The sequence below is a fragment of the Streptomyces sp. RKND-216 genome (assembly GCF_004795255.1).
Lineage (GTDB): Bacteria > Actinomycetota > Actinomycetes > Streptomycetales > Streptomycetaceae > Streptomyces > Streptomyces hazeniae.
Window position 1 is genome coordinate 1,943,200 of record NZ_SSBQ01000002.1, and the last position, 24,524, is coordinate 1,967,723.

At 73.0% G+C, this 24,524-nt stretch carries 25 protein-coding genes and 1 pseudogene; 7 read left to right on the forward strand and 19 right to left on the reverse strand.

The features are described 5' to 3' along the window. Nucleotides 1-12: 12 nt before the first annotated feature. The 6 genes and pseudogenes from E4198_RS08375 to E4198_RS08400 all read right to left on the reverse strand — a co-directional run bounded on the left by E4198_RS08375 (nt 13) and on the right by E4198_RS08400 (nt 5,848). Nucleotides 13-1,431 carry a CpaF family protein gene (locus tag E4198_RS08375; protein ID WP_247597598.1) on the reverse strand — a complete coding sequence of 473 codons (1,419 nt, stop codon included), beginning with the start codon at nt 1,429-1,431 and terminating at the stop codon, nt 13-15. Continuing rightward, nucleotides 1,428-1,841 (reverse strand): TadE/TadG family type IV pilus assembly protein, encoded by a 414-nt coding sequence (locus E4198_RS08380; RefSeq protein ID WP_247597884.1) that lies wholly within the window; start codon nt 1,839-1,841, stop codon nt 1,428-1,430. Before E4198_RS08380 ends, E4198_RS08375 begins: the two co-directional genes overlap by 4 nt. Nucleotides 1,842-1,978: 137 nt before the next feature. After that, entirely contained in the window at nt 1,979-2,308 is a 330-nt protein-coding gene (locus E4198_RS25780; RefSeq protein ID WP_311674707.1) for a pilus assembly protein, read from the reverse strand. 582 nt (nt 2,309-2,890) lie between these two features. Next, a pseudogene (locus E4198_RS25785) lies at nt 2,891-4,072 on the reverse strand (AAA family ATPase); the annotation flags it as partial. A 7-nt stretch (nt 4,073-4,079) separates the two neighbouring features. After that, nucleotides 4,080-4,793, reverse strand: a complete 714-nt coding sequence (gene cpaB / locus E4198_RS08390; RefSeq protein ID WP_136182622.1) for a Flp pilus assembly protein CpaB — start codon at nt 4,791-4,793, stop codon at nt 4,080-4,082. Beyond that, nucleotides 4,790-5,848 carry a hypothetical protein gene (locus E4198_RS08400; protein ID WP_210732793.1) on the reverse strand — a complete coding sequence of 353 codons (1,059 nt, stop codon included), beginning with the start codon at nt 5,846-5,848 and terminating at the stop codon, nt 4,790-4,792. Before E4198_RS08400 ends, cpaB begins: the two co-directional genes overlap by 4 nt. Nucleotides 5,849-6,281: 433 nt before the next feature. Between E4198_RS08400 and E4198_RS08405 the strand changes: the two genes are divergently transcribed. Together E4198_RS08405 and E4198_RS08410 are read left to right on the forward strand one after the other, a co-directional pair. Beyond that, nucleotides 6,282-7,985, forward strand: coding sequence for a glycoside hydrolase family 18 protein (locus tag E4198_RS08405; protein ID WP_247597885.1), 1,704 nt, complete (start codon nt 6,282-6,284; stop codon nt 7,983-7,985). 125 nt (nt 7,986-8,110) lie between these two features. Then, nucleotides 8,111-8,548, forward strand: coding sequence for a hypothetical protein (locus E4198_RS08410; protein WP_136182623.1), 438 nt, complete (start codon nt 8,111-8,113; stop codon nt 8,546-8,548). 238 nt (nt 8,549-8,786) lie between these two features. Here the strand turns inward: E4198_RS08410 and E4198_RS08415 are convergent, their stop codons facing one another. The 5 genes from E4198_RS08415 to E4198_RS08435 form a co-directional block, all read right to left on the reverse strand. Continuing rightward, the gene (locus E4198_RS08415; RefSeq protein WP_136182624.1) at nt 8,787-10,103 is read right to left on the reverse strand and encodes an Nramp family divalent metal transporter; all 1,317 of its coding nucleotides are present in this window, start codon (nt 10,101-10,103) and stop codon (nt 8,787-8,789) included. A gap of 127 nt (nt 10,104-10,230) precedes the next feature. After that, entirely contained in the window at nt 10,231-11,130 is a 900-nt protein-coding gene (locus E4198_RS08420; RefSeq protein ID WP_136182625.1) for a serine protease, read from the reverse strand. Nucleotides 11,131-11,292: 162 nt separating this feature from the next. After that, on the reverse strand, nt 11,293-11,715 hold the full coding sequence (locus E4198_RS08425; RefSeq protein ID WP_136182626.1) for a RidA family protein: 423 nt from the start codon (nt 11,713-11,715) through the stop codon (nt 11,293-11,295). Beyond that, nucleotides 11,712-12,503, reverse strand: coding sequence for an IclR family transcriptional regulator (locus E4198_RS08430; protein ID WP_136182627.1), 792 nt, complete (start codon nt 12,501-12,503; stop codon nt 11,712-11,714). The genes E4198_RS08425 and E4198_RS08430 overlap by 4 nt, the downstream gene beginning before the upstream one ends. After that, on the reverse strand, nt 12,500-13,525 hold the full coding sequence (locus E4198_RS08435; RefSeq protein WP_136182628.1) for a sugar kinase: 1,026 nt from the start codon (nt 13,523-13,525) through the stop codon (nt 12,500-12,502). Before E4198_RS08435 ends, E4198_RS08430 begins: the two co-directional genes overlap by 4 nt. A gap of 195 nt (nt 13,526-13,720) precedes the next feature. Here E4198_RS08435 and E4198_RS08440 point away from each other — a divergent pair, with 195 nt between their 5' ends. Both E4198_RS08440 and E4198_RS08445 read left to right on the forward strand, forming a co-directional pair. Then, nucleotides 13,721-15,025, forward strand: a complete 1,305-nt coding sequence (locus E4198_RS08440; protein ID WP_136182629.1) for an alanine racemase — start codon at nt 13,721-13,723, stop codon at nt 15,023-15,025. A 41-nt stretch (nt 15,026-15,066) separates the two neighbouring features. Beyond that, nucleotides 15,067-16,707, forward strand: coding sequence for a D-aminoacylase (locus tag E4198_RS08445; protein WP_136182630.1), 1,641 nt, complete (start codon nt 15,067-15,069; stop codon nt 16,705-16,707). Between the two features lie 59 nt (nt 16,708-16,766). Here the strand turns inward: E4198_RS08445 and E4198_RS25365 are convergent, their stop codons facing one another. Both E4198_RS25365 and E4198_RS08455 read right to left on the reverse strand, forming a co-directional pair. Next, nucleotides 16,767-16,895, reverse strand: a complete 129-nt coding sequence (locus tag E4198_RS25365) for a DUF397 domain-containing protein (RefSeq protein ID WP_348771293.1) — start codon at nt 16,893-16,895, stop codon at nt 16,767-16,769. After that, nucleotides 16,852-17,766 carry a helix-turn-helix transcriptional regulator gene (locus E4198_RS08455; RefSeq protein ID WP_136185258.1) on the reverse strand — a complete coding sequence of 305 codons (915 nt, stop codon included), beginning with the start codon at nt 17,764-17,766 and terminating at the stop codon, nt 16,852-16,854. Before E4198_RS08455 ends, E4198_RS25365 begins: the two co-directional genes overlap by 44 nt. 154 nt (nt 17,767-17,920) lie before the next feature. Here E4198_RS08455 and E4198_RS08460 point away from each other — a divergent pair, with 154 nt between their 5' ends. Further along, the gene (locus tag E4198_RS08460; RefSeq protein ID WP_136182632.1) at nt 17,921-18,394 is read left to right on the forward strand and encodes an ATP-binding protein; all 474 of its coding nucleotides are present in this window, start codon (nt 17,921-17,923) and stop codon (nt 18,392-18,394) included. Nucleotides 18,395-18,474: 80 nt separating this feature from the next. Here the strand turns inward: E4198_RS08460 and E4198_RS08465 are convergent, their stop codons facing one another. Next, the gene (locus tag E4198_RS08465) at nt 18,475-18,882 is read right to left on the reverse strand and encodes a DUF5997 family protein (RefSeq protein WP_136182633.1); all 408 of its coding nucleotides are present in this window, start codon (nt 18,880-18,882) and stop codon (nt 18,475-18,477) included. A 59-nt stretch (nt 18,883-18,941) separates the two neighbouring features. Here E4198_RS08465 and E4198_RS08470 point away from each other — a divergent pair, with 59 nt between their 5' ends. Then, a complete protein-coding gene (locus tag E4198_RS08470; protein ID WP_136182634.1) occupies nt 18,942-19,691 on the forward strand; it encodes a LysR substrate-binding domain-containing protein in 750 nt (249 codons plus the stop codon). Nucleotides 19,692-19,732: 41 nt separating this feature from the next. On the opposite strand, the gene E4198_RS08475 is transcribed toward E4198_RS08470, so the two are convergent. Further along, entirely contained in the window at nt 19,733-20,293 is a 561-nt protein-coding gene (locus E4198_RS08475) for a Uma2 family endonuclease (RefSeq protein WP_136182635.1), read from the reverse strand. Nucleotides 20,294-20,353: 60 nt separating this feature from the next. Continuing rightward, a complete protein-coding gene (locus tag E4198_RS08480; RefSeq protein ID WP_136182636.1) occupies nt 20,354-21,103 on the reverse strand; it encodes a hemolysin III family protein in 750 nt (249 codons plus the stop codon). A gap of 284 nt (nt 21,104-21,387) precedes the next feature. Between E4198_RS08480 and E4198_RS08485 the strand changes: the two genes are divergently transcribed. Then, nucleotides 21,388-23,223 carry a phosphoenolpyruvate carboxykinase (GTP) gene (locus E4198_RS08485; protein WP_136182637.1) on the forward strand — a complete coding sequence of 612 codons (1,836 nt, stop codon included), beginning with the start codon at nt 21,388-21,390 and terminating at the stop codon, nt 23,221-23,223. A gap of 112 nt (nt 23,224-23,335) precedes the next feature. Here the strand turns inward: E4198_RS08485 and E4198_RS08490 are convergent, their stop codons facing one another. The 3 genes from E4198_RS08490 to E4198_RS08500 are packed head-to-tail and all read right to left on the reverse strand — an operon-like array spanning nt 23,336 to nt 24,482. Beyond that, entirely contained in the window at nt 23,336-23,740 is a 405-nt protein-coding gene (locus E4198_RS08490; RefSeq protein WP_136182638.1) for a type II toxin-antitoxin system VapC family toxin, read from the reverse strand. Continuing rightward, complete coding sequence (locus E4198_RS08495) at nt 23,733-24,011, reverse strand: type II toxin-antitoxin system prevent-host-death family antitoxin (RefSeq protein WP_136182639.1); 279 nt, start codon at nt 24,009-24,011, stop codon at nt 23,733-23,735. The genes E4198_RS08490 and E4198_RS08495 overlap by 8 nt, the downstream gene beginning before the upstream one ends. A gap of 60 nt (nt 24,012-24,071) precedes the next feature. Next, nucleotides 24,072-24,482, reverse strand: coding sequence for a hypothetical protein (locus E4198_RS08500; protein ID WP_136182640.1), 411 nt, complete (start codon nt 24,480-24,482; stop codon nt 24,072-24,074). Nucleotides 24,483-24,524: the final 42 nt, after the last annotated feature.

Genomic DNA, 24,524 nt, shown 5'->3' on the forward strand with positions numbered 1-24,524 from the left:
GGGGTGGGGGCCTCAGCCTGTTGCGCCGCCGGCTTCGCGGGTGGTGAGCCGGCTGTCGGGGGCGGCGACGCCGAACGCGGGCGGGACGGATTCGCCGGTCATGGTGAGACGGTCGGCCGCGCGGCGGGTCACGGGCAGGTGCTCGAAGGTGCCGAAGATCCGGCCGTCCGGGGTCATCGGGCGGGCGCGGAAGCGGCACACGGACGCGATCTGGAAGGTCTCCCGGCCGTGCGAGGCGAGCAGCGAGATCTCCACGATCTTCCGGGAGCCGTCGGGGAAGCGGGCGAGCTGCACCAGCACGTCCACGGCGGAGTTGATCTGGTCCTGGAGCGCGGGGAAGGGGATCTCGACCTCGGACATGGAGGCGAGGGTCTGGAGGCGCATCAGCGCGTCCTCCGCGCTGTTGGCGTGCACGGTGGCGAGCGAGCCGTCGTGGCCGGTGGACATGGCCTGGAGCATGTCGAGGGTCTCGCCGCCGCGCACCTCGCCGACGATGATGCGGTCCGGCCGCATGCGGAGGCTGTTGCGCACCAGGTCGCGCACGGTCACCCGGCCCTTGCCCTCGACGTTCGGCGGGCGGGTCTCCAGGCGGATGACGTGCTGCTGCTGGAGCTGGAGTTCGGCGGCGTCCTCGACGGTGATGATGCGTTCGGTCTCGGGGATGAGGCCGGACAGGGCGTTGAGCAGGGTCGTCTTCCCGGAGCCGGTGCCGCCGGAGACGATCACGTTGAAGCGGGCCCGGATGAAGGCGGAGAGGAGCAGGACCATCGCGTCGTCCAGGGTGCCGAGCCGGACGAGTTCGTCGAGCCGGTAGGCGCGGGGGAAGCGGCGGATGGTGAGGGTGGCGCCGGTCAGTGACAGCGGCGGGATGACGACGTTGACGCGTTCGCCGGTCGGGAGGCGGGCGTCGACCATGGGATTGGACTCGTCCACGCGCCGGTTCACGGTGGAGACGATGCGCTCGATGGTCTGCATCAGCTGCTCGTGCGAGGCGAATCGCACCGGCACCTGTACGACGCGGCCGGCGCGTTCCACGAAGATCTGGTCCGGGCCGTTGACCATGATCTCGGTGACGGAGGCGTCCTCCAGGAGGGGTTCGAGGACGCCGAGGCCGAGCGCCTCGTCCACGACGCGGCGGATGAGCAGGTCGCGGTCGTCGGTGGCCAGGACGGGGCCCTCGCGGCTGATGAGGTGCCCGAGGACGCGTTCGAGGCGCGAGCGGCGTTCGGCGGGGGTGAGCGCCGACATCTCGGCGAGGTCGATCTCCTCGAGGAGCTTGGTGCGGTAGGCGGGGACGAGCCGGGCGGTGGCTTCGGCGCCTTCGGTGCCGCGCGCGCCGTTCGCGGGGGTCGCGCCGGTGCCGTTCGCGGGCTGCGACGCCGTGCCGGGCGGATGTCCGTCGGGGCCGGACAGGCGGGAACGCAGGCTCACTCGGTGCTCCCCTCGTCGCTGGGCATCGTGACGGAGCGGGCGGCGGAGCCGAAGTCGTCGATGCCGGGGATGACCGACGGGATGGTGACGGTCGCGGTGACGGTGACGGCGTCGCCGCCGTGGGCGCAGTCGAACGTGGAGCGGCGGGCGGTCCAGCCGCTCATGGCGGCCTTGCCGGTGCCCGCGCACCGGTCCGCGATCTCGGCCTGTGCCGCCGTACGGGCCCCCGCGCGGGCGCCCGTGCCGGCCTGCTGCACGGCGTAGCCGGCGATGCCGAGCTGGAGCGCCGCGAGGGCGACGAGGAGGAGCAGCGGCAGCATCCCGGCGAACTCGATGCTGGACGCTCCCCGTTGGCGGTCGCGCCGACATGCCGTGTGCCGGGCGGTCGCCGGGCGCGTGGCGGGGCGGATCCTCCTTTGCGGGGCTCCCCCGGCGGCGGGGGAGCCCCCGGTCTCCGAGGGCCGGGCTGGGCGGCGGAACCCGGCAGGGCACGGGAAGCGCCGGGTTCGCGGAGGTGTCGCCCGCCGGGGCCCGGTGCGGCCCGGCATCAGTCCGCCTCCGCGGCGGCGCCGGCGGAGCCGTCGACGGTGAAGGGCAGGTTGGCGGCGCCGGGGAACAGGGCGGGGGTCGGAAGGGTCACGTCGGCCGTCCAGAGGTCGCCGGAGCGTGAACAGGACACCGTGGCGCCGGAGTTCCAGGCCGACGGCAGGTGCTCGCGGGCCGCCGCCGCGCAGGCCGCAGCCGGGTCGCCGTAGGCTGCGGCGGCCGTCGCCGCGCGGGCGCCCTCGTCGGCGGCGTTGCCCGCGAGGGTGAAGGTGTGGCCGATCAGGACCGCCTGCCACAGCAGGGCCAGCACCAGCAGCACGAGGGGCGCCATCCCGGCGAACTCCACGGTGAGCGCCCCCCGGTCGCGTTCCCCGGACTCCCGGAGCGCCGGAAGGCGCACGGCTCGGCGCAGCCGGCCGAGGACGCGTCGGCCCTGCGTGGGCCCGTCCCACGGCGGCGGCCCGCCGGGTGCGGGCGACGGCGTCCGGCGGTGGCGTTCACCGCCGGACGGGGACGGCGCTCCGGAGGTCGCACGGTCTCGGCCGCAACCGGTCGCGGCGCCTGTCCGCCCGGTGCCTGCGACGGCTCCGGGCAGCGTGGCGACGACCCTCCCGGCGGCGGTGCCGGTCCCGGTTGCTGCGACCCCGGCGACCGTGCTGATCCCGGTGGCCCCGGAGACTCCCGAAATTCCGGGGGCCCCCGCGACCCGGCCGACCGCGCGGACGAACCAGCCCGGCAGCGCGACCGCGCCCCGGTCGGAGCCGAGGCGGCCCGGGGCGGCGGGGGCTCCGGGAGGAAGGGCGGCGGGGGGCGGTGTGCCTCCGGAGACGGCGGGCGGTGCCGGCGTGCCGCGGGAGTGCCGGGGGCCGCGCCCGCCCTTGCCCTCGCCTCCTCTGCCACCGCCGTTGCCGCCCTGGGGTGGCGCGGCGGCGCCCACTTCGGCGGCCAGCGTCCACAGCGCCTGCTTGACCGAGCTGCGGTCGTCGACATCCTGGATGCGGCCCGCGTCGAGCGCGGTGTGCAGCTCCTTGAAGCCGGCGGGCACGGTAGCGCGGGCCACCGGCGTGCCGACGATGCGGGCGATGAGGGAGGGCTGGATCTCGGTGTGCTTGGAGGCGCGGTTGACAACGGTCAGAGTGTCCTCGGCCTTGCGGGCGCGGAGGCGGTCCCACAGCCGCATCATGCGCTTGGCCGCGCGTACGGCGATGACGTCGGGGGTGGTGACGAGCAGCGCGCGGTCGGCGAGTTCGACGGCGGCGGCGTTGGCGGCGTGCATCTGGGTGCCGCAGTCGACGACCACGACCTCGTAGCGGGCGCGCAGCGCCGCGACGACCTGGCGGGCGGCGTGGTCGTCGACCTCTTCGCCGCGCTCGCCCTCGGCGGGGGCGAGGAGCAGGGCGAGGCCGGTGTCGTGGGTGTAGACGGCGTCGGCGAGCACGCGCGGGGTCAGGTCCGCGATGCCGGCGAGGTCGACCACGGAACGGCGGAACTGCACGTCGAGGAAGGAGGCGACGTCGCCGGACTGGAGGTTCATGTCGACCAGCACGGTGTCCCGGCCGGAGGCGCGGGCGGCGAGGGCGAGGTGCACGGCGGTGAGCGTGCAGCCGACGCCGCCCTTGGCGCCGGTGACGGAGACGACCGTGCCGCCGACGCCGCGGGCCGGGGCGGGGCCCTTGGCGTGGCCGAGGTGGCGGCGCACGCCGCCGGCCCAGGTGGCGGCGGCCTCCACACGGGCGGCGAGTTCGTCGTAGGCGAGGGGAAGACCGACGACGCCGCGGGCGCCTGCGTCCATGGCGGCGGAGTAGAGCCCGGGCGTGGTGTCGCGGGTGACGAGGACGACGCCGACGGAGGGGAAGCGGAGCGCGACGTCGCGGATGAGTTCCAGTGCGGGTCGCGGGCCGACGAGTTCGTGGACGAGGACCACTTCGGGCAGGTCGGCGGGGGTCCCGGCGGCGAGCTGGTCGAGGGTCTCCAGCAGGCGGGTGCCGTCGGCGGCGGGCGGCAGCGGCTCGGCGCCGGGTAGCTGCGCGGCGAGGGTGGTCAGCGCGCGGGCGGCGTCGGGGTCGCCTACGGCGGGGAGGACGCGGGTCGTCACGGGCGGCTCACCTGTCCCCGGCGAGGCTGTAGACGCGTTCGTCCTCGGGTACGGGCTCGCTGCCGGGGGCGACCAGCGCGAGGCGTACGTGCTCGGCGAACGACTCGGCGTACGCGACGCGCTGGGCGTCCCGGGTGCTCAGCGCGAAGGTGATGGGCACGCCCTCGCGCTCTTCCGCCCGGCTGCGGGAGTCGTCGTCCTCGAAGGGGGCGAGTTCGCCGACGTCGATGACCCGGGCCTGGGTGACGATCAGGCGGGACTGGTCGGGGGCGGCCTCCTCGCCGTCGCGGTCGCCGTCGAAGGTGGCGTAGACGTTGACCTCGTCGCCGGGGTTGATCTTCCCGGCGACGCCGGTGGCCGCGTCGATCATGATGGCGATCTCCTGCTGGCCGGCTTCGAGGGCGGGCCGTTCGGCCATCATGTCGCTCTGGAGCAGCGAGCCCTGCCGGAGCGGGTTGACGGCGATCCTTCCGCGCAGGTCCCCCAGGTCGGTGACGGCCGTCTCGGGCAGCCAGCGCTCCGGCATGGAGATGCGGCGCACGTCGTCCTCGCCGATGGTCTCGTAGGCGGCGATGTCGGCCTTGAGTTCGTACGCGGTGACCTCGGGGCCGACCTTGGACTGCACCTGCCGGATCACCGCCAGGACGCCCGCGAAGGCGCCGAGTGCGCACAGGGCGGATATGGCGATGAGGAGGACGCCGCGGCGCTGACGGGAGTTCATGAACGGGGGATCCCTTGGTGGACGGCTGGTCGGAGGTCGGCGGCCCCGGCCGCCTGCGGGCCGGGGGCATACGGGTCCCCGGGGCCGGCCGGCGGGGGGCCGGCCGGGGCGGCGGCGCCCGGGCCCAGGGGGCCGTGGCCGGTCGCGGAGGCCGGTGCGGTGAGTTCGGTCTGTGCCGGAAGGGCCGCGACCCCTGGAGCGGGGGCGTGACCGGCCGGTCCGTCCGGCTCCGGGCGGGCGAGTCCGGCGTCGCAGAACGCGCAGCGGTCGCCGAGGAGTTCGAGGCCGCACCAGCGGCAGGTGTCCCGGCGCACGGAGCTGACGAGTTGGTGCAGCACCGGCAGGTCGGCGATCGCGGCGGCGAACTCGGTGACCTTCCCGGTGCCCCACCAGGCGGCGGAGTCGGCGGGCAGCCGTTCCTCCTGCACGTCGGTGACGCGCCACTGTGCGGCGAGGGTGCTGCGCGGCCAGTCGGAGGCGAGGGTGCCGGGGGCGATGGTGAGGCGGGTGGCGAACTGCGGCCCGGCCAGGGGACGTGCGTCCTTCGCTCCGAGCCGTACGAGCTGCGGCCCGGGAGCGGTGGTGACGGCGAACTGGGCGCCGGGAAGCCAGGACTTGGCGTGTGCGGTGAGCGACACCGGGACCTGGTCGAGCCGGGCGACGGAACCGAGCAGGGCGCCCGCGTGCACGTAGTGGGTGAGCAGCCGGGCGGCGCTGCCGAGCACGCCGGGGCTGAACTCGCACAGCGAGAGCTGCCGCAACTGCCGTACCAGGACGCCGATACCGAGGGGCGGCAACCTGCTGGGGATCAGCGCGATACGGTCGCTCTCCAGCAGGGCGCGCAGCGCGTGCAGCCGGTGCAGGTATGCGGTGGTCAGCGTGTGCGGGTGGACGACGACCAGGTAGCCGTACTGGTCGACGAGCGACTGGGTCTGGGCCAGGGCGACTTCGAGCGGCTGGTCCTCGGGCGGCCGGAAGACGTGCGCGCCGGGCGTGTGCCGGTCGGGCGGGGAGAGCACGTGGTCGGGGCTGGTGACGGCCAGTGCGGTGGTCACATCCACTCCCCCCGTCCTCGGCGGTCGGCCACGGACTCGTCGTCGCTCGGTGCGACCGTCCGCACACCCTGCTGACGACATAACACCTTATCGGCGCGGTCGGCCGCCAGTGAACCGTCCACGGAACCCGTCGGCCCCGACCCGCCGAACCCGTCACCGGGCCCGTCGCACGTGGACGTACCCGCGTCCGGCCCCGGAGGAGACCTCCCCCGTCGGGCCGCTGCTCACGCATCGGCAGCTGCGCGAAGCCTTGCGCGAAGCCTTGACAGGATCATTGGTCTGAACCATTCTGCGGCGCAGCGACGACGGTGGCCACCGTCCCTTCGAGCGTTTCCTCCCCACCCTCTCCCCCGTCCCCCATGCCGTGGAGGCAGTCGTGGAAGGCACCACCAGAACGAGCCGCAGACACCGCGGACGTCGTCCGTCGCGCGGACTGACCGCCGGGGCGGCGGCGTTGGCCGCCGCCGGCGCGCTCATCGCCACCGCGCTGACCGGACCCGCCGCCGGCGCCGCGCCCGCCGAGGACGACGGCTCCCGGGCAGCGGCCCAACTCCTGGACAACGCGGGGTTCGAGGCCGGCCTGGAGGGCTGGACCTGCTCCGGCGACAGCGGTACGGCCGCCGCCTCCCCCGCGCGCAGCGGCGTCCGCGCGCTGACGGCGACCCCCGCCGGGCAGGACAACGCCCGGTGCAGCCAGGTCGTCGCCGTCGAGCCCGACGCGGACTACACGCTGAGCGGCTGGGTGCAGGGCTCGTACGTCTACCTGGGCGCGACCGGCACCGGCACCACCGACGTGGCCACCTGGACCGGCTCCACACCGTCCTGGAAGCAGCTGTCCACGACCTTCCGCACCGGCCCGGACACCACCTCGGTGACGGTCTACCTGCACGGCTGGTACGGCCAGGGCGCCTACCACGCCGACGACCTGGCGCTCAGCGGACCGGGCGAGCCCGGTGACCCGGGCGACCCGGGCGACCCAGAGGTGCCGGCGGTGCCGAGCGGTCTGGCCGTGGGCGCCGTGACCGCCGGCTCCGTCGGCCTGTCCTGGACCGAGGTGCCGGACGCCACGGCGTACCACGTGTACCGGGACGGGACGAAGGTCGCGTCCGCCGAGGGCGCCTCCGCCACCGTCACCGGGCTGTCCCCGTCGACCTCGTACGCCTTCCGCGTCAGCGCCGTCAACGGCGCCGGGGAGTCCGCGAAGTCGGCCGCGGTGACGGCCCGCACGTCCGCCGACGGCGGGGACGGCGGCACCACCGTGCCCGAGCACGCCGTCACCGGCTACGTGCAGAACTTCGACAACGGCGCGCAGACGCAGCGGCTGACCGAGGTGCAGGACGCGTACGACATCATCGCCGTCGCCTTCGCCTCCTCGACCAGCACACCGGGCGAACTGACTTTCGCGCTCGACCCCGCGCTGGCCCCGTCCGACGACGCCTTCAAGGCGGACATCGCCGCGAAGCAGGCCGAGGGCAAGGCGGTGATCCTCTCCGTGGGCGGCGAACTGGGCAACGTCACGGTCAACGACGACGCGTCCGCCCGCGCCTTCGCCGACAGTGCCTGGGCGCTGATGCAGGAGTACGGCTTCGACGGCATCGACATCGACCTGGAACACGGGATCAACTCGACCTACCTGACGCGGGCGATCCGGGACCTGGCGGCGAACGCGGGGCCGGACTTCGTGCTCACCATGGCACCGCAGACGCTGGACATGCAGTCCACGTCCACCGAGTACTTCACGCTGGCGCTGAACGTGAAGGACATCCTCACCGTCGTCAACATGCAGTACTACAACAGCGGTTCGATGCTGGGCTGCGACGGCCAGGTGTACAGCCAGGGCTCGGTGGACTTCCTCACCGCGCTCGCCTGCATCCAGCTCCGCGGGGGGCTCGACGCCTCACAGGTCGGCCTCGGCACGCCCGCCTCGCCGCGCGGCGCCGGATCGGGCTACGTCGACCCGTCCGTGGTCAACGACGCCCTGTCCTGTCTGACGCGGGGCACGAACTGCGGCTCCTTCCAGCCCTCGCAGACCTACCCGTCGCTGCGCGGCGCGATGACCTGGTCCACCAACTGGGACGCCCTGAACGGCGACCAGTGGTCGAACGCGGTCGGCCCGCACGTCCACGGACTGCCGTAGCCCGGCGTTCGCCCGCGTCACCCCCTGCCTCTCCCCGGGCCGAATCCGCCCGGGGAGAGGCATGTCCCCGGCCCGGACTGGACAGGCTCAGGCTCGACTTCCGCCCGCGAGGAGAGGATCCCCTCATGCGCCGCACTCTGCCCGTGGCGATCGCCGCCGCGATCCTGCCGCTGCTGGCACCCACCGCCGCCTCCGCCGCAGCGGCACCGGGCACGGCGGAGACGCCGAGCATCGCCGGGGCGCGTGCGGACCGCACCCCGTGGTCCGTCGCGCACGACGGCGCCCAGGCGACGGGAGAGCGCTGGCGGGAACCGAACGGGATCTTCTCCGACCTGGTCGTCGAGGGAGAGCTCACCGGTACGGGGGCCGCCTGCCACTCCGTGTGGACGCGGTTCGTCTACGACCTCGCGCCGGCCTTCCCCGCGAAGCAGGCCGAGGTGTGCGGCACGGAGTCCGCGCCGGTGTCGCTCCGGGCCTACATGATGCCGACCACCACGGCCTACATCACCGTCTGCCGGGGCACCGAGGACACCGCCGACTGCGCCTCCTGGAGCCGCCTGTGACCGCCTGACGCCGCCCGGCCCGGCGGCCCGGACGGGCCAGGCGGGACTCATGGCCCTGGTCGCCGTCCCCGCTGCGCCGCTGGCGGTCCTGGGCCTCGCACCGCGCCGGAGGTGGGTGCTGACGGACCTCCCGCCGGACGGCCCACCCACGGCCCGCGGCTCCGCGACGACTCCGCAGTCCCCCGGCGGCGGGACGGCGCAGAGCACGTGACGCCGCGCCGCCGCCGGGGACGCGCCGTCAGAGCAGGGACCGGATCTTCTCCACGAGCAGCACGAAGAACAGCAGCCCGCCGACCACCAGCATCACGTTGCTGAGCAGGCCGTTGCGCCAGGCGTGCGGCGTGCGGTCCGTGTTGAGCAGCCACAGCAGCGTCCCCGCGAGGAACGGCAGGAAGAACGCGCCCAGCACGCCGTACGCGATGACCAGCCCGAAGGGCTGTTCCAGCCACAGCAGCGCCATCGGCGGGACGGTCAGCCACAGCATGTAGGCGCGGAACGGCGTCGACTTCTCGCGCTCGCCGCGCGAGACCTGCTTCGCGCTGTCCTCCGGCCGCTCGCCGTTCGGGGCGCGGGCCGCCCGGATGCGCTCGACGAAGTCGGCGAACAGCAGGCTGACGCCGTGCCAGACGCCGACCAGGGAGGAGAACGAGGCGGAGAAGAAGCCGATCAGGAACAGCACGGCGGTGGTCGAGCCGAAGCGCTCCTCCAGCACGTCGCCGAGGTCGACCAGGCCCTCGCTGCCGTCGGTGAGCGCGATGTTCGCAGCGTGCAGCAGCTCCGCGCCGACGATGAGCATCGCGATGACGAAGATGCCGGTGGTGACGTAGGCGACCCGGTTGTCCAGGCGCATCATCTTCATCCAGCCGGAGTCGGTCCAGCCCTTGGCGTTCACCCAGTAGCCGTAGGCGGCCATGGTGATGGTGCCGCCGACCCCGCCGATGAGGCCGAGAGTGTAGAAGACCGAGCCGTCCGGCAGGGTCGGCACCAGGCCGGAGAAGAGGGCGGGGACGTCCGGGGAGACGCGGATCGCGAGGTAGACGACGACCACGAACATCACGCCGACGAAGAGCATCATGATCTTCTCGACGACGGCGTAACGGTTGAACCAGACGACGACGAGTCCGGCCAGGCCGGAGAGGATCGCCCAGAACTTCAGCCCGGGTCCGTCCGGGAAGAGGGCGTGCAGCGGCAGGCCGCTGGTCGTCATCGCGGTGGCGCCGTACACGAAGCCCCAGACGACGACGTAGACCGCGAAGTAGACGGTGGTCCAGGCGCCGAGGGAACGCCAGCCGTCGAAGAGGGTGCGGCCGGTGGCGAGGTGCCAGCGGCCGACCGCCTCGGCCAGTGCGATCTTGACGATGCATCCGATGACCGCGGCCCACAGCAGCGTGTAGCCGAACTTGCTGCCGGCCAGCAGGGTGGACACGAGGTCACCGGCGCCGACACCGGTCGCGGCGACGACCATGCCGGGCCCGATGTAGCGCCAGCTCGACTTGCGCACGGCGGCGCCGCCGGCTTCGTCACTCTTCGTGCCCGGACTGTTCTCCGTGGTCATCACGTGCCTCCGTGCTCGTCCCCAGGGGTGTGGGCGCATGAAACAGGCCATCGACGACCCAGCACAAGGGGTCCGCGCGGACTGTCCGTGAACAGTCCGCGCGGACCCCTTGTCCGCGGCTCCGGGCCTATGGCCTGGGAAGCTCGCAGCCCGGCAGACCGAGGTCGATCTTGTTGCCGGTGGTGACGCACTCGGTGATCTTGTACGTCTGCTGGCCGTAGTTGATCCCCTGGCGGACGGTGACCTCACCGTTCTCGTCCACCTCGCAGGGGTTGTTCATCGTGCACTCGCCACCGTTGGTGTTGCCGGTGTTGTTGACGCCGACGACCTCGCCGGTGGCGTTGTTCACGATCGGGGAACCGGAGGTGCCGCCGATGGTCTCGCACTCCGGGGTGTAGCGGATGGAGTCCTTCATGACCCACCCGGCCTCGTGCAGCTCGTGCACGAACGCGTCGATGTCGCAGCTGTAGGTGCGCTTCCAGTAGCCGGAGACGACCGTGATGGCGGTACCGGCGGTCGGGTGGCCGGCCGCGATGTCCAGCGGCTGTATGCCGTGCTGGGACTCGATCTCCTGGTAGGTGGAGTCGAGCTCGTACAACGACACGTCGGTGTCGGTCATGGTCGCGTAGCTGAGCCGGGTGGCGTTCAGCGTGGCGACATCGTTCGCGCTCGCGTCCAGCAGGGTGAAGCTGCGGCTGGACGGCTGGTCGACGACGACCTCGCCCGGGCTCGGCATGCCGGACTGGAGGCAGTGCCCGTTGGAGAGCACCAGCGCCGGGTCTGTCGGCTGCGACTGCGGGACCCGCACGAGGGAGCCCGAGCAGTTGCTCAGCGCCACGGCGCCGGCGAAGTCGGGTGCGGCCTGGGGGGCCTTCTCGACCTGGGCGGGCGCGGCGGACGTGGGGGCCGCCTTGCCGAAGGGAGCGGCGTCCGGCGCGGACGCGGCGGCGGGGGTCGTGGCGAGACCCGTGAACGCGGTCGCCCCGAGCAGGGCGGCGGTCAGGGCGCCGACGAGAGGTCTTTTCATGTGGGGGATTCCTCTCCGTACCGAAGATGTGTTCGGCGGTGCCTGCCGCATTCTTCGGACTGAGCATGTCCACCACAAGGGGGCGTGGCCGAAACCCACCAGTCGGCTGGAGTTCCTCGCGGCCTGCCTCAACTCCTCGGCACCTCAGCACCCTCGGTGCCTTCAGCCGAGCACGGCCAGCACGTCGATCTCCACCAGCAACCCCGGCGGCAGCCCGACGTAGACCGTCGTACGGGCCGCCGGCGGGCCGGTCAGGCCCTGCTCCGCGAAGTACGCGTCGTAGAGCGCGTTGAACTCGGGAAAGTGCGCGGTGTCGGTCAGGTAGACGCGGATCATGACGGCGTCGTCCCAGCTCGCCCCGCCCTCGCGGAGGATCGACGCGACGTTGGCGAAGGTCTGGAGGGTCTGTTCGCGCAGCGTCGGCCCCGCGGGGGTGGGCGGTTCGCCGGGAACGGACGGGAGGAAGCCGACCTGCCCGGCGACCTGCAGGATGTTCCCCTTCCGCACACCGTGCGAGAAGCGGGCAGGCGGGGTGGTGTGGGTCGGCGGCGTGAGCGCGGTCTTCTCGGTGGGCCGTGTCGTCATCGGGTGGTCTCCTCCGAAGGGGCGGTGCCGGGGCCCGGCTCGTCGGCGGGGCGCCCGGCGTATTCGGCGCTGATCGCCCGGGCGGTGCGGCGTACCAGCGGAAGCAGGGTGAGCAGTTCGTCCGCGGAGACCACCACGTTCGGCGCCGACACCGACATCGCGGCGACCACCCGCCCGTCCGCGCCCCGGACCGGCGCGGCCACGCAGTTGATGGACTCCTCGTGCCCACCCAGGTCGGTGGCCCAGCCCTGCTCGCGGACGAGCGCCAGCTCGGCCAGGAACGCCTCCGCGTCCGGGGTCGAACGGGCCGTGTAGGCGGGGTAGTCGAGCCGTTCGGCGACGGCACGCCGCCGCGCCTCCGGCAGGTCGGCGAGCAGCAGCTTGGCGACGGCGGCGACCGTGAGGGCCACCGGCTTGCCGATGCGGGAGTACATCCGCACCGGGTAGCGGCTGTCCACCTTGTCGACGTAGACCACCTCGTCCTCCTCGTACACGGCGAGGTGAACGGTGTGACCGGTGCGCTCGTTGAGGGCGGTGAGGTGGGGGTGGGCGACGCCGCGCACGTCCACGTTCTCGATCGCCTGCTGGGCCAGGGCGAAAAGCCGGGCGCCGAGCCGGTAGCGCTGGTCCGGCGTGCGGTAGACGATGCCGTGCTCGTGCAGCGTGCGCAGCAGGCGCAGTGCCGTGGACTTGTGCACCCCGAGCCGCTGCGCGACCTGCTCCAGTCCGGCCGGCCCTTCGGCCAGCAGCGGGAGGATGCTCAGCGCTCTGTCGACGGTCTGGCTCATGGAACGGCGGTCTCCTGTGCGGTCCAGCCCGGTGCGAGGCGCAGCCGCGCCCAGGCGTCGTCGGGCAGGGCGGCGAGCCGGTCCGCGTGCTCCCTCGCGGGCGGCTCCGCCAGGTCGCCGGGCACGGTGAGCGCGGCGGCCGCCAGCAGGTGGCCGTGCCGCAGCCGGTCGCGTACGGACAGGCCGCGCAGCGTCGCCGACAGGTAGCCGGCGGCGAACGCGTCCCCGGCCCCGACGTGCGCGACCACGTCGACGCGGGGCGCCGGGACGTGCACGGCCCCGCCGTGCCCGAAGGCCGTCGCGCCGAGGGCGCCCTGCTTGACCACGAGGGCGGCCGGTTCGGGCAGCGCCGCGCGGACGGCGGCCGGGCCGCCGGTGACACCCCAGGCGGCCTCCGCCTCGTCCTCACCGGCGAACACCAGGTCGCAGCCCCGGGCAAGGTCCAGCAGCACCCGGGCTTCGGCGGCCGAACGCCACAGGCCGACGCGGTAGTTGACGTCGAAGGCGACCGTCGGGCGGCCCGGCCGCGGCGCGGTGAGCGTACGCAGCAGGTCGAGGCAGCCGCGGGACAGCGCGGCCGTGATGCCGGTGAGGTGCAAAACGCGGCCCGCGTCGGCGGCGGCCAGGCCCACCGTCTGCGGGGACATCGCCGAGGCCGCGGAACCCGCGCGGTAGTAGGCGACCTCGCCGGCCGCCCGCTCCCCGGACACGGTCGCCCGTTCGCCGCGCGTGCGGAAGTAGACGCCGGTCGGCCGGTCCGGGTCGCGGACGACGTGCGCCGTGTCGACCCCGGTGGCGGCGACCGCCGCCACCAGGTGGTCGCCGAACCCGTCCGCGCCGACCCGGCTGACCCAGCGGGTGGGGTGCCCCGCACGGGCGAGCGTGCAGGCCACGTTGGACTCGGCGCCGCCGATGGACCGTTCGAAGGCCGGCACCTCGGCGAGCGGGCCGGGCGTCGTCGGCAGGAACGTGACCATCGACTCGCCCAGGCAGACTGCGTCCGCGCGCACGGTTCTGGCCACGATGGTGAGCGCTCCTTCTCCCCGCCCGGTGGCGTAGGCCGACGGCGGAGTCCGACGGCGGAGTCCGGCGGTGGCGCGGGGATGCGTTGACCGGTTCTTGCGCGGGATGCTAGACACCTGTAGCGAGGGACGCAATGACCGTTGCAGCGGATGCAACGCGCGCACACGAGCCGTCGACGGAGCCGGAGCCGCACCATGTCCACCGCAGCCGACCGTACGGCCGCCGCACGCCTCAACCGGCTCGCGGGCGAGGTCGTCGACCACCGCTTCAAGGGCCTGCCGCCGGACGCCGACGGACGCACCGTCGGGGAGCTCTCCGCCGAACGCCGCAACCTGTTCACCGACGGCTTCACCACGCCGGTCCTCGCCCTGTCCGCCGAGGACGTCGAGCACAACGTGCGGCAGCTCGAACTCTTCTCCGCCCGGCACGGACTGGCATTCGCCCCGCACGGCAAGACCTCCATGGCGCCGCAGCTCTTCGACCGGCAGCTCGCCCACGGCGCGTGGGGCATCACCGTCGCCGTCCCGCACCAGGCGCGGGTCTGCCGGGCTTACGGCGTGCAGCGCGTCTTCCTCGCCAATGAACTGGTCGACGCGGCCGCCCTGCGCTGGGTCGCCGCCGAGATGTCCGCCGACCCCGGCTTCCAGCTCGTCGCCTACGTCGACTCGGTGCGTGGCGCCGAGCTGATGGACGCCGCCCTGCGCGACGCCGGCGCGACGCGCCCCCTGGACGTGGTCATCGAGCTGGCCGCGGGCGACGAGGCCCGGACCGGCGTCCGCACCCAGGAGGGCTGCGCAGAGGTCGCCCGCGCCGTCGGCGGCGCGACCACGCTGCGGCTGACCGGCGTCGCCGGCTACGAGGGCGAGGTGCCCGACGCCGACGGCGACCGCGTACGGGGCTGGCTGCGCCGCCTCGTCGCGCTCGCCGCCGACCTGGACCAGGCGGGCGCCTTCGGCGCGGACGTCGAGGAGATCGTGGTCAGCGCCGGCGGCAGCGCCTGGTTCGACGCGGTGGCGGACGTCTTCGCCGACGTCCCGAAGCTGTCCCGGCCGGTGCTGAAGCTGCTGCGCTCCGGTGCCTACGTATCGCACGACGACCGGCACTACCGGGAGCTGACGCCGTTCAACCGGGTACCGGAGGAGGGCGAACTGCGGGCGGCGTTCACACTCTGGGCGCAGGTCGTCTCCCGGCCGAACGAACGGCAGGCGTTCCTCAACGCGGGCAAGCGCGACGCCGCCCACGACCTGCACCTGCCCGTCCCCCGCGTCGTGCGCTCCGCGCGCGACGGGTCGATGCGTCCGGCCGAGGGCATCGAGGTCACCAAACTCTCCGACCAGCACGCCTGGCTGGAGACCACCGACGAGGCGGGCGACCTGGAGGTCGGCGACTGGGTGGGCCTCGGCATGTCCCACCCCTGCACCATCTTCGACAAGTGGCAGCTCATCCCCCTCGTCGCCGTCGACGGCGCCGTCACCTCGTACGTCCGCACCTTCTTCTGACCGCCCTTCCAACCGCCCCGCCGCTGCCCCGAAGGGCACCCATGGACACGGCCATCCGCGGAGCCACCGTCGTCGACGGCACCGGCGCCCCGCCGTACCGCGCCGACGTCGCCCTCGCCGCGGGCCGCATCGCGGAGATCCGGCGCGACCCCAAGGCGCCCCGCCTCACCGGCCGCCGCGTCCTCGACGCCGACGGCCTCACCCTCACCCCCGGCTTCATCGACATGCACGCCCACAGCGACCTGGCCCTCCTCCGCGACCCGGACCACTCCGCGAAGGTCGCGCAGGGCGTCACCCTGGAGGTCATCGGGCAGGACGGCCTGTCCTACGCGCCGGTCGACGACCGCACCCTCCCCCAGGTGCGCCGCGCCATCGCCGGCTGGAACGGCGACACCACCACCGACGGCGAACCGGCCGCCGGCGCCGTCGACTTCACCTGGCGCACGGTCGCCGGCTACCTCGCCCGCCTCGACGCCGGCCCCACCGGCGACGGCCTCCCCGTCAACGCCGCCTACCTCGTCCCGCACGGGACCGTCCGCATGCTTGCCGTCGGCTGGGACGACCGCCCCGCCACCCCCGCCGAACTGGACCGCATGCGCGCACTCGTCGCCGACGGCCTGCGCGAGGGCGCCGTCGGCATGTCCTCCGGCCTCACCTACACCCCCGGCATGTACGCCCCGGACGCCGAACTCACCGAGCTGTGCCGGGTGGTTGCCGCGCACGGCGGCTACCACTGCCCGCACCACCGCTCGTACGGCGCGGGCGCCCTCGACGCCTACGCGGAGATGATCGCCGTCGCCCGTGCGTCCGGCTGCGCCCTCCATCTCGCCCACGCCACCCTGAACTTCGGCGTCAACGCCGGCCGCGCGGCGGACCTGCTGGCCCTCCTGGACACAGCCCTGGCCGACGGCATCGACCTCACCCTCGACACCTACCCGTACACCCCCGGCTGCACGGCCCTCGCCGCGCTGCTCCCGAGCGCGGCCCACGAGGGCGGGCCCGACGCCCTGCTCGCCCGCCTCCGCTCCGACACCGAAGCCGCCCGCATCCGGCACACCCTGGAGACAACGGGCTCCGACGGCTGCCACGGAGTGCCCGTCGACTGGGACACGATCGAGGTCTCCGGCGTCGCCCACCCCGACGACCCGGCCCTCGCCACCCACGTCGGCCGTACGGTCGCCGCCGTGGCCCACGACCGCGGCGAGGAACCGTTCGCCGTCGCCCGCCGCCTCCTCCTCGCCGACCGCCTCGGCACCACGATCCTCCAGCACGTCGGCCACGAGGAGAACGTCCGCGCGATCATGCGGCACCGGGCGCACACCGGCGGCAGCGACGGCATCCTGCACGGCGCGAAGCCCCACCCCCGCGCCTACGGCACGTTCCCCCGCTACCTCGGCCCCTACGTCCGCGACACCGGCACACTGACCCTGCCCGAATGCGTCGCCCACCTCACCGGACGGCCCGCCGCCCGGCTACGCCTCCCCGACCGGGGCCTGGTCCGCGAGGGCCACCGCGCCGACCTCGTCCTCCTCGACGCCGACACCGTCGCCGACGGCGCCACCTTCGCCGCGCCCCGCACCCCTCCGACGGGCATCCACCACGTCCTCCTCGATGGCCGCCTCACCCTCCACCACGGCCACCGCACCGACGCCCTCCCCGGCCGCGTCCTCCGTCGCGCCTGAGCCCACCGGACGCACCGAAGGGGAGGCCGTCATCGTCGGCCTCCCCTTCCACATCACGCTCAGCGGCCGGACTTCAGCCCCTCCACGAAGACCGCCCACGAGACGGACGGCACGAGCACCGCAGGCCCGTGCGGGACCTTGCTGTCACGGACGGGGACCACGCCGGGGAGCCCGTCGGCCACCTCCACGCAGTTGCCGCCCTCCTGGTTGCTGTAGCTGCTGCTGCGCCAGGCGGCGCCGGTCAGATCGAGTCGGGACGTTCGCTCCACGGTAAGTGCCCTCCATCGCGGCTCGGATCATGTCGAGTGACAGAACCGGGGGCAGGGCCGCTGCCCGCAGCCGATCGTAGATGAGCACGTGCTCCTTGACCTCTGCTGGTTCCTCCACGAGCTGGCCGTAGTTGGAGCCCTCCAGGTAAGCAGTCTCCTCGCCGTCGGGCATCGTCAAGAGCGTCATGGACCCACCGAGCGAGTCGTGCTGGCCCTGACGGAAGGGAAGCACCTGAACCGTGGTGCACCTGTCCCGGGCGGCCGCCAGCAGGCGCCGGAGCTGACGCCGCATGACGTCGAGGCCGCCGACCGGACGCTGTAGCACTGCCTCGTCCAGCACGACCCACAGCTCGGGACGATCCGTCTCCGCCAAGCGTTCCTGCCGCTGCAACCGGGCCTCGACGCGTTCCGCCAGGTGGCCTTCAGACTGCAACGTGCGGCCGACGCTCAGCACGGCGTGCGCGTATTCCTCCGTCTGCAACAGACCGGGCACCACGTGAGCGGCGTACTCGCGGATGCTCACCGCTCGGGCCGAGTATTCCATGAACTTCTGCGACCAGTCGGGGAACGCCTCGCGGTAGACGTACGGCCACAGGTCGACCAGCAGCCCGTCCGCGCCGAGCACCTCGTCCAGCGCCCGCGCGAGCTCCTGCGTGGGCTTCGCGCCCGAGGACCGCTCCACCTGCGTGATCCGGGTGCCGACGACATGGGTCCGCGCGCCCAGCTCCGTCTGTGTGAGACCGGCGGCGGTGCGCAGTCTCCGTACGCGGTTGCCGAAGAGCGCGGCCATCGATGACGTGGGGTCGATTTCCTTGGCCATGGGCTGACTTCGACTCCTTACAGCCGGAAGGTTAAGCGCTGCCCTCCTTCCGAGCATACGACCCGGAGTCGATGCTTGAGCACGGAACGTCACGATCCGCATCCCGCCGAAGGAGAACCACGCCGTGCTGAAGGCCACCACCATGCCCGACGACGAACCGCACCGCGCCGCCGAAGCCGTGCCCACCCAGCAGCACTGCTTCTCCATGCGCTTCACGTCGTCCCGCCGCGGAGCCCAGCTCGCCCGGAAGGTCGCCGTGCGGCGCCTGGAGCAGTGGGGTCACCCGCCCACGTCGGACACCTCGTGCAGCGTCGCGCTCGTCGTCGGCGAACTCGCCGCCAACGCGGTGTGCCACGGCCTCGTGCCCGGCCGGGAGTTCGCCCTGGACCTGACGTACACGTCCAGCAGCGGACTCGTCCGCATCGAGGTGTCGGACGCCCACCCCACCCGGCCTCCCGGCCACCCCGCCCCGGCCGGCCACGAAGCCGAGTCGGGCCGGGGCCTGCTCATCGTCGACGTCCTCGCCACACGCTGGGGCACCAACCCGCGCACCCCCGTCGGCAAGACGGTCTGGGCCGAACTGGAGACCGCGCCCTGACGGGGGCGGCGACTCCGCCGCTGGCGCGGTGGGAGAGTCAGACCTGTCGCAAGGACCGACTGGGCCGCGTGGCCCTGCGGTCAGCGGGCCTCTTCGTCTCGCTCTTCCTGGCGCTTCGCGCGGTTCTTCTCCTTGAGGCGGGCCGACTCCTTGCGGACCTCGGCCTGGGTGGCCCGCTCCTGGCCGAGCCAGTCGGGCTGTTCCTTCTTCAGCGCCTCGATCTGCTCGGTGGTGAGGGGTTCGGTGACGCCCCCACGGGCGAGCCCCGAGATGGAGACGCCCAGCTTCGCCGCGACGACCGGGCGGGGGTGCGGGCCGTTGCGGCGGAGTTCGACCAGCCACTCGGGGGGATCGGCCTGCAGCGCGTTCAGCTCGCTGCGCGAGACGACGCCCTCCTGGAACTCGGGGGGCGTGGCCTGGAGGTACACACCCAGCTTCTTCGCCGCGGTCGCGGGCTTCATGGTCTGGGTGTTCTGGCGCGACGTCATGGTGTCCAGGGTATCCAGACCGTGTCGGGCACCGGACCCCGACCGGTACCCTGGCGGCCGTGACCAGCTCTTCCCCGGCCTCCCCGTTCCGGGTCGCGTACGTGCCCGGCGTGACGCCGACCAAGTGGGTGCGGATCTGGAACGAGCGGCTGCCCGGCATTCCGCTGGCCCTCGTCCCGGTGAGCGCCGCCGAAGCACCGGATCTGCTGCGGGACGGCGGCGCCGACGCGGGCTTCGTACGGCTGCCGGTCGACCGTACGTACTTCAGCGCGATCCCCCTCTACACGGAGACGACGGTCGTCGTGGCCCCGAAGGATCACGTCGTCGCGGTGGTCGACGAGGTCGAGGCCTGGGAGCTCTCCGAGGACGTTGTGCTGCATCCCCTGGACGACACCCTCGACTGGGACGGCGGGGAGCGCCTGCCCGGCCGGCCGGCGATCGAGCGGCCCGCCACGACGGCGGACGCGATCGAGCTGGTGGCGGCGGGGGTGGGCCTGCTCGTCGTCCCGCAGTCGCTCGCCCGCCTGCACCACCGCAGGGACCTCACGTACCGGCCGGTGACGGACGCCCCGCAGTCACGTGTCGCGCTGGCGTGGCCGGAGGCGGCGACCACCGACAGGGTGGAGGACTTCATCGGGATCGTCCGGGGGCGGACCGTCAACAGCACGCGGGGGCGCACGGCGCCCCCGGCCCAGCCCAAGCGCGCCTCCGCGCGTGGCGCGCAGGACACGTCCGCGCGGGGAAACCGGCGCCGCGGTACCGGGGGTACGCGGGGCGGTAAGCGCCGCGGGCCCCGCCGCCGGTCGTAGCCCGGAGCGCACAGCCTGCCGCCCCACCACCCTCCGCCGGGTCACCGCGCAGAGGAACTGCGCGGGTAGGGGTGCCAGCCTGCCGTGCGGACGGTGAAACCGAGCGGTTCCGGCAGGGGGATCTCCTGGCCGAAGACGCCCTTGCCCGTTTCGACGTACTGGCTGCCGTCGAGCTCGAGGAGGTGCCACGTCGCGTCGTTGGGGTCGATGACCAGGTAGACGGGAATGCCGGCTGTCGCATAGCGGCGCCGCTTGTCGTCCCAGTCGCGCTTGATCGCGGTCGGCGTGGTGGAGACCGTCTCGACGACGGCGAGGACGATCTGCGGTGGCCAGTCCGCCTCGGCGTCGTCGGCAGGCATGTCCTCGGAGCGGATGATCACTGCGTCCGCGCGCGGCCGGTAATCGTCGGCGAGGAGCAGTCCCCGCTCCGCCCACGCCTCGAAGGGCTCTGGTGTGTGGCGGACGAGGCTGCGACCGGGGAGATCGTGGACGTGTCCGGGATTGGCCTGCATGACGATCTCGCCGTCGAGCAGTTCGACGCGTAGACCGTCCGGGACGTCCATGTCGTGCCAGGCGCGCACGAGCGCGTTGATGCTGTTCACCGGAATCCTCCCGCCGTGAAGCCCGCGACATCAGGATAAGTCGGCGCGGCGCCCGAGGCGTCAGCCGTGCTGGTAGGCGACCAGCGAGATGCCGACGTAGTGGACGACGAAGGCGGCGAGGGTCAGGGTGTGGAAGACCTCGTGGAAGCCGAACCAGCGGGGTGAGGGGTTCGGGCGTTTGATGCCGTAGACGATGCCGCCCGCGCTGTAGAGCAAACCGCCGACGACGACCAGGACCAGCACGGCGACGCCTCCCGCGCGCAGGAAATCGGGCAGGAAGAACACCGCGGCCCAGCCCATGGCGAGGTAGCAGGGCGTGTAGAGCCAGCGCGGGGCGCCGACCCAGAAGACGCGGAAGGCGATGCCGAGGACGGCGGCGGTCCAGATGCCCCACAGCAGGACGTCCTGGCGGCCGTCCTCCAGCAGCAGGATGGTCAGCGGCGTGTAGGTGCCCGCGATGATCAGGAAGATGTTCGCGTGGTCCAGCCGCCGCAGCACGGCGTTGGCCCGGTCGCCCCAGTTGCCCCGGTGGTAGAGGGCGCTGGTGCCGAAGAGCAGGCACGCGGTGAGCGTGTAGACGGCGCAGGCCAGGCGGCCCCGGCTGCTGTCGGCGAGCGCGGTCAGGAAGGTGCCGGCGGTGAGCACGGCCGGGAACATCCCGGCGTGCAGCCAGCCGCGCATCAGCGGCTTCAGCGGGATGTGCGCCAGGTGGGGGCCCGTGTCGGGCTCGTCGGTCCCCTTTTCGGATGTTCTGGTGACGGCAGCCGCGCTGCCGGGTTGGGACAGGGCGTCGGTCGGGGCAGCAGTCATAGCGGTCAGGCTACCTACGCACCCGTAGGGTCCGGGCCCACGCCGTGCGCGTCGACCTGGAGTGGGATTGCTCACGATCGCTCACCTGAGCGCCCCTCTGGACACATGACACGGGAGGAGACATGATCAGATGAGCGTAGACGGCACCGGATGAGCGTCTGCCACGAATGCATCCGGGCCGCCGCCCCCAAGGGGCACACATCTGCAGAGCAGCCCGGCGGCGGACACACGTGCGACGTCCGCCGCCGGACGACCACCACACCCTCACACCGTCTGGAGCGATCGTGGCGCGCAGTACTGCGGCTCCCACCAGCCCCCCGACCGACCACGCCGAGCTCGTCGCCTGGGTCGACGAGATCGCCGCCCTCACCGAGCCCGACCGCGTCGTGTGGTGCGACGGCTCGGAGGCCGAGTACGAGCGCCTCGCCGAAGAGCTCGTCGAGAAGGGGACCTTCAAGAAGCTCGACCCGATCAAGCGTCCGAACAGCTACTACGCAGCGTCGGACCCGAGCGACGTCGCCCGCGTGGAGGGCCGGACGTACATCTGCTCCGCGAAGGAGGAGGACGCCGGCCCGACGAACAACTGGAAGGCGCCCGCCGAGATGCGGCAGATCTTCCAGGGCGAGAAGGGCAAGGGCGGGCTGTTCCGCGGCGCGATGCGCGGTCGGACGATGTACGTCGTCCCGTTCTGCATGGGCCCCCTCGGCTCCCCGCTGTCCGCGCTGGGCGTCGAGATCACCGACTCCGCCTACGTCGCCGTCTCCATGCGCACCATGACCCGCATGGGACAGCCCGTGCTGGACGAGCTGGGCTCCGACGGCTTCTTCGTCAAGGCCGTGCACACCCTGGGCGCCCCCCTCGCGGCGGGCGAGAAGGACGTGCCGTGGCCGTGCAACGACACCAAGTACATCTCGCACTTCCCCGAGGACCGCGAGATCTGGTCCTTCGGCTCCGGCTACGGCGGCAACGCCCTGCTCGGCAAGAAGTGCTACGCGCTGCGCATCGCCTCCGTCATGGCGCGTGACGAGGGCTGGCTCGCGGAGCACATGCTGGTGCTGAAGCTGACCCCGCCGCGCGGCGAGTCCCACTACGTCGCGGCGGCGTTCCCCAGCGCCTGCGGCAAGACCAACCTAGCGATGCTGGAGCCCACCGTCCCGGGCTGGACGGTGGAGACCATCGGCGACGACATCGCCTGGATGCGCTTCGGCGAGGACGGCCGCCTGTACGCGATCAACCCCGAGGCCGGCTTCTTCGGCGTCGCCCCCGGTACTGGCGAGCACACCAACGCCAACGCCATGAAGACGCTGTGGGGCAACTCGGTCTTCACCAACGTCGCCCTGACCGACGACGGCGACGTCTGGTGGGAGGGCATGACGGAGGAGACTCCCGCCCGCCTCACGGACTGGAAGGGCAACGAGTGGACGCCGGAGTCGGGCACCCCGGCCGCGCACCCCAACGCCCGCTTCACCACCCCGGCCGGGCAGTGCCCGATCATCGCCCCGGAGTGGGAGGACCCCCGCGGTGTGCCGATCTCCGCGATCCTCTTCGGCGGCCGACGCGCCACGGCCGTGCCGCTGGTGACCGAGTCCTTCAGCTGGCAGCACGGCGTCTTCCTGGGCGCCAACGTGGCCAGCGAGAAGACCGCCGCCGCCGAGGGCAAGGCCGGCGAACTGCGCCGCGACCCGTTCGCCATGCTGCCCTTCTGCGGCTACAACATGGGCGACTACATGGCCCACTGGGTCAAGATCGGCGCCGAGGCCCCGGACCCCGCGAAGCTGCCGAAGATCTACTACGTCAACTGGTTCAAGAAGAACGACGAGGGCGCGTTCGTCTGGCCGGGCTTCGGCGAGAACAGCCGCGTTTTGAAGTGGATCGTCGGCCGCCTGCGCGGCGACGCGGAGGGCGTCGAGACGCCCATCGGAATCCTGCCGACGAAGGAGGCCCTGGACCGGGACGGGCTGGACCTGTCCGAGAAGGACCTGGACTTCCTGCTCGCGGTGGACAAGGACGTCTGGCGCGACGAGGCGGCGCTCGTGCCCGAGCACCTCAACACCTTCGGCGACCACACGCCGACGGAGCTGTGGGACGAGTACCGCGCCCTCGTGCAGCGCCTGGGCTGAGCGAACCGCCGGGGGCGCCCTGCACCCGCAGGGCTCCTCCCGGCTTCGTCAGCGATGCCCACCGAACGGGGGCCGCCTGGACGCGTACGGCGGGCGCCGCACCGGGACGCACTCAGACCGCGACGATCGTCACCAGGTCGTCCAGCCCCTTGAAGTCGTCCACGTTCCGGGTGAAGAGCGGCAGGCCCCTTGCAGAGGCGACGGCGGCGATCATCAAGTCCAGACGCCGGGGGCGGGGGTTCCGGTCCGCGGCGAGCGTGAGGGAGACCAGCGAGCCGTAGCGCGAGGCGGCGTCACCGTCGAACGGCAGCGGGTCGAAGTCGGCCACGGCCGCCCCGAGCTTCTCCATCCTGGCGGCCCGGGCCGCCGGAGTACGGGCCAGTGCCACGCCCTGGTGCAGCTCGGCCAGCGTGACGGCCGTGAGCTCCGGGACCTGCGGGAGCACGGCTGGATCGAGTACGTCCAGGTCGATGTACGTGCACGTGTCGAGTACGCCGGCCGGATGCCGGTCAGCCACAGCTGCGCTCCCAGGGGTCGTCCTCGCCGACCTCGTCCGCGTCCCCGAAGAAGCCCTCAGCGTCCCGCCTCATGGCGGCCTGATCGACGCGGGGCAGCGCGCGGTGGCGCGCGACCAGCTCCTCGGCCGTGAGCCGGTGCCGGTGCCGTAGCGGGCGCAGCTCGGCGACCTCGGTGCCGTTACGGGTGATGTGGTACGTCTCGCCCGCCTCGACGGCATCCATGACGGCAGCGGAGCTGTTGCGGAACTCACGCTGAGTGATGGTCTTCATGCAGCCAAGTGTAGCCCGGCGTGTCTCACCGGGCTACATCTGCCGTTCCGGCTCCCGCCGTCAGGCGGTCTCTGCGAGGCCGAGGGCCTCGGCGTGCTGCTCCAGGCACGCGGCGGCGAGTTCCGCGGCGACCAGGTCGTCCCGCGAGGTGGCGATGACCAGCGCCATGCCGGCGAGGTTGTGTGCCCGCTGCCGCAGGGCGGTGAGGTGTGCCTCGCCCTCGTCACGCGCCGTCGGCGCAGCCCGGAGCGGTACCCGGCCGCCCCGCAGCCGGGCCGCGGTCTCCGCGAGACGCTCGGCCGCGTCGTCGAGGGCCGGCCCCGGCGTGAGGGCCCGCAACTCGTCGGTCACGGTGAGCAGCGCGGTGAGATGACCGGCCAGCCGGATGTCCAGCTCCTCCGTACGGGACCGGTGCGGCCCGTCCGGCTCGGCCATGGAGTGGACCGACTTCTTGCGGATCGGTTCGTACATGGAGGGCTCCCTGGCGACGTACTGAGGCAGCCATCCTACCTT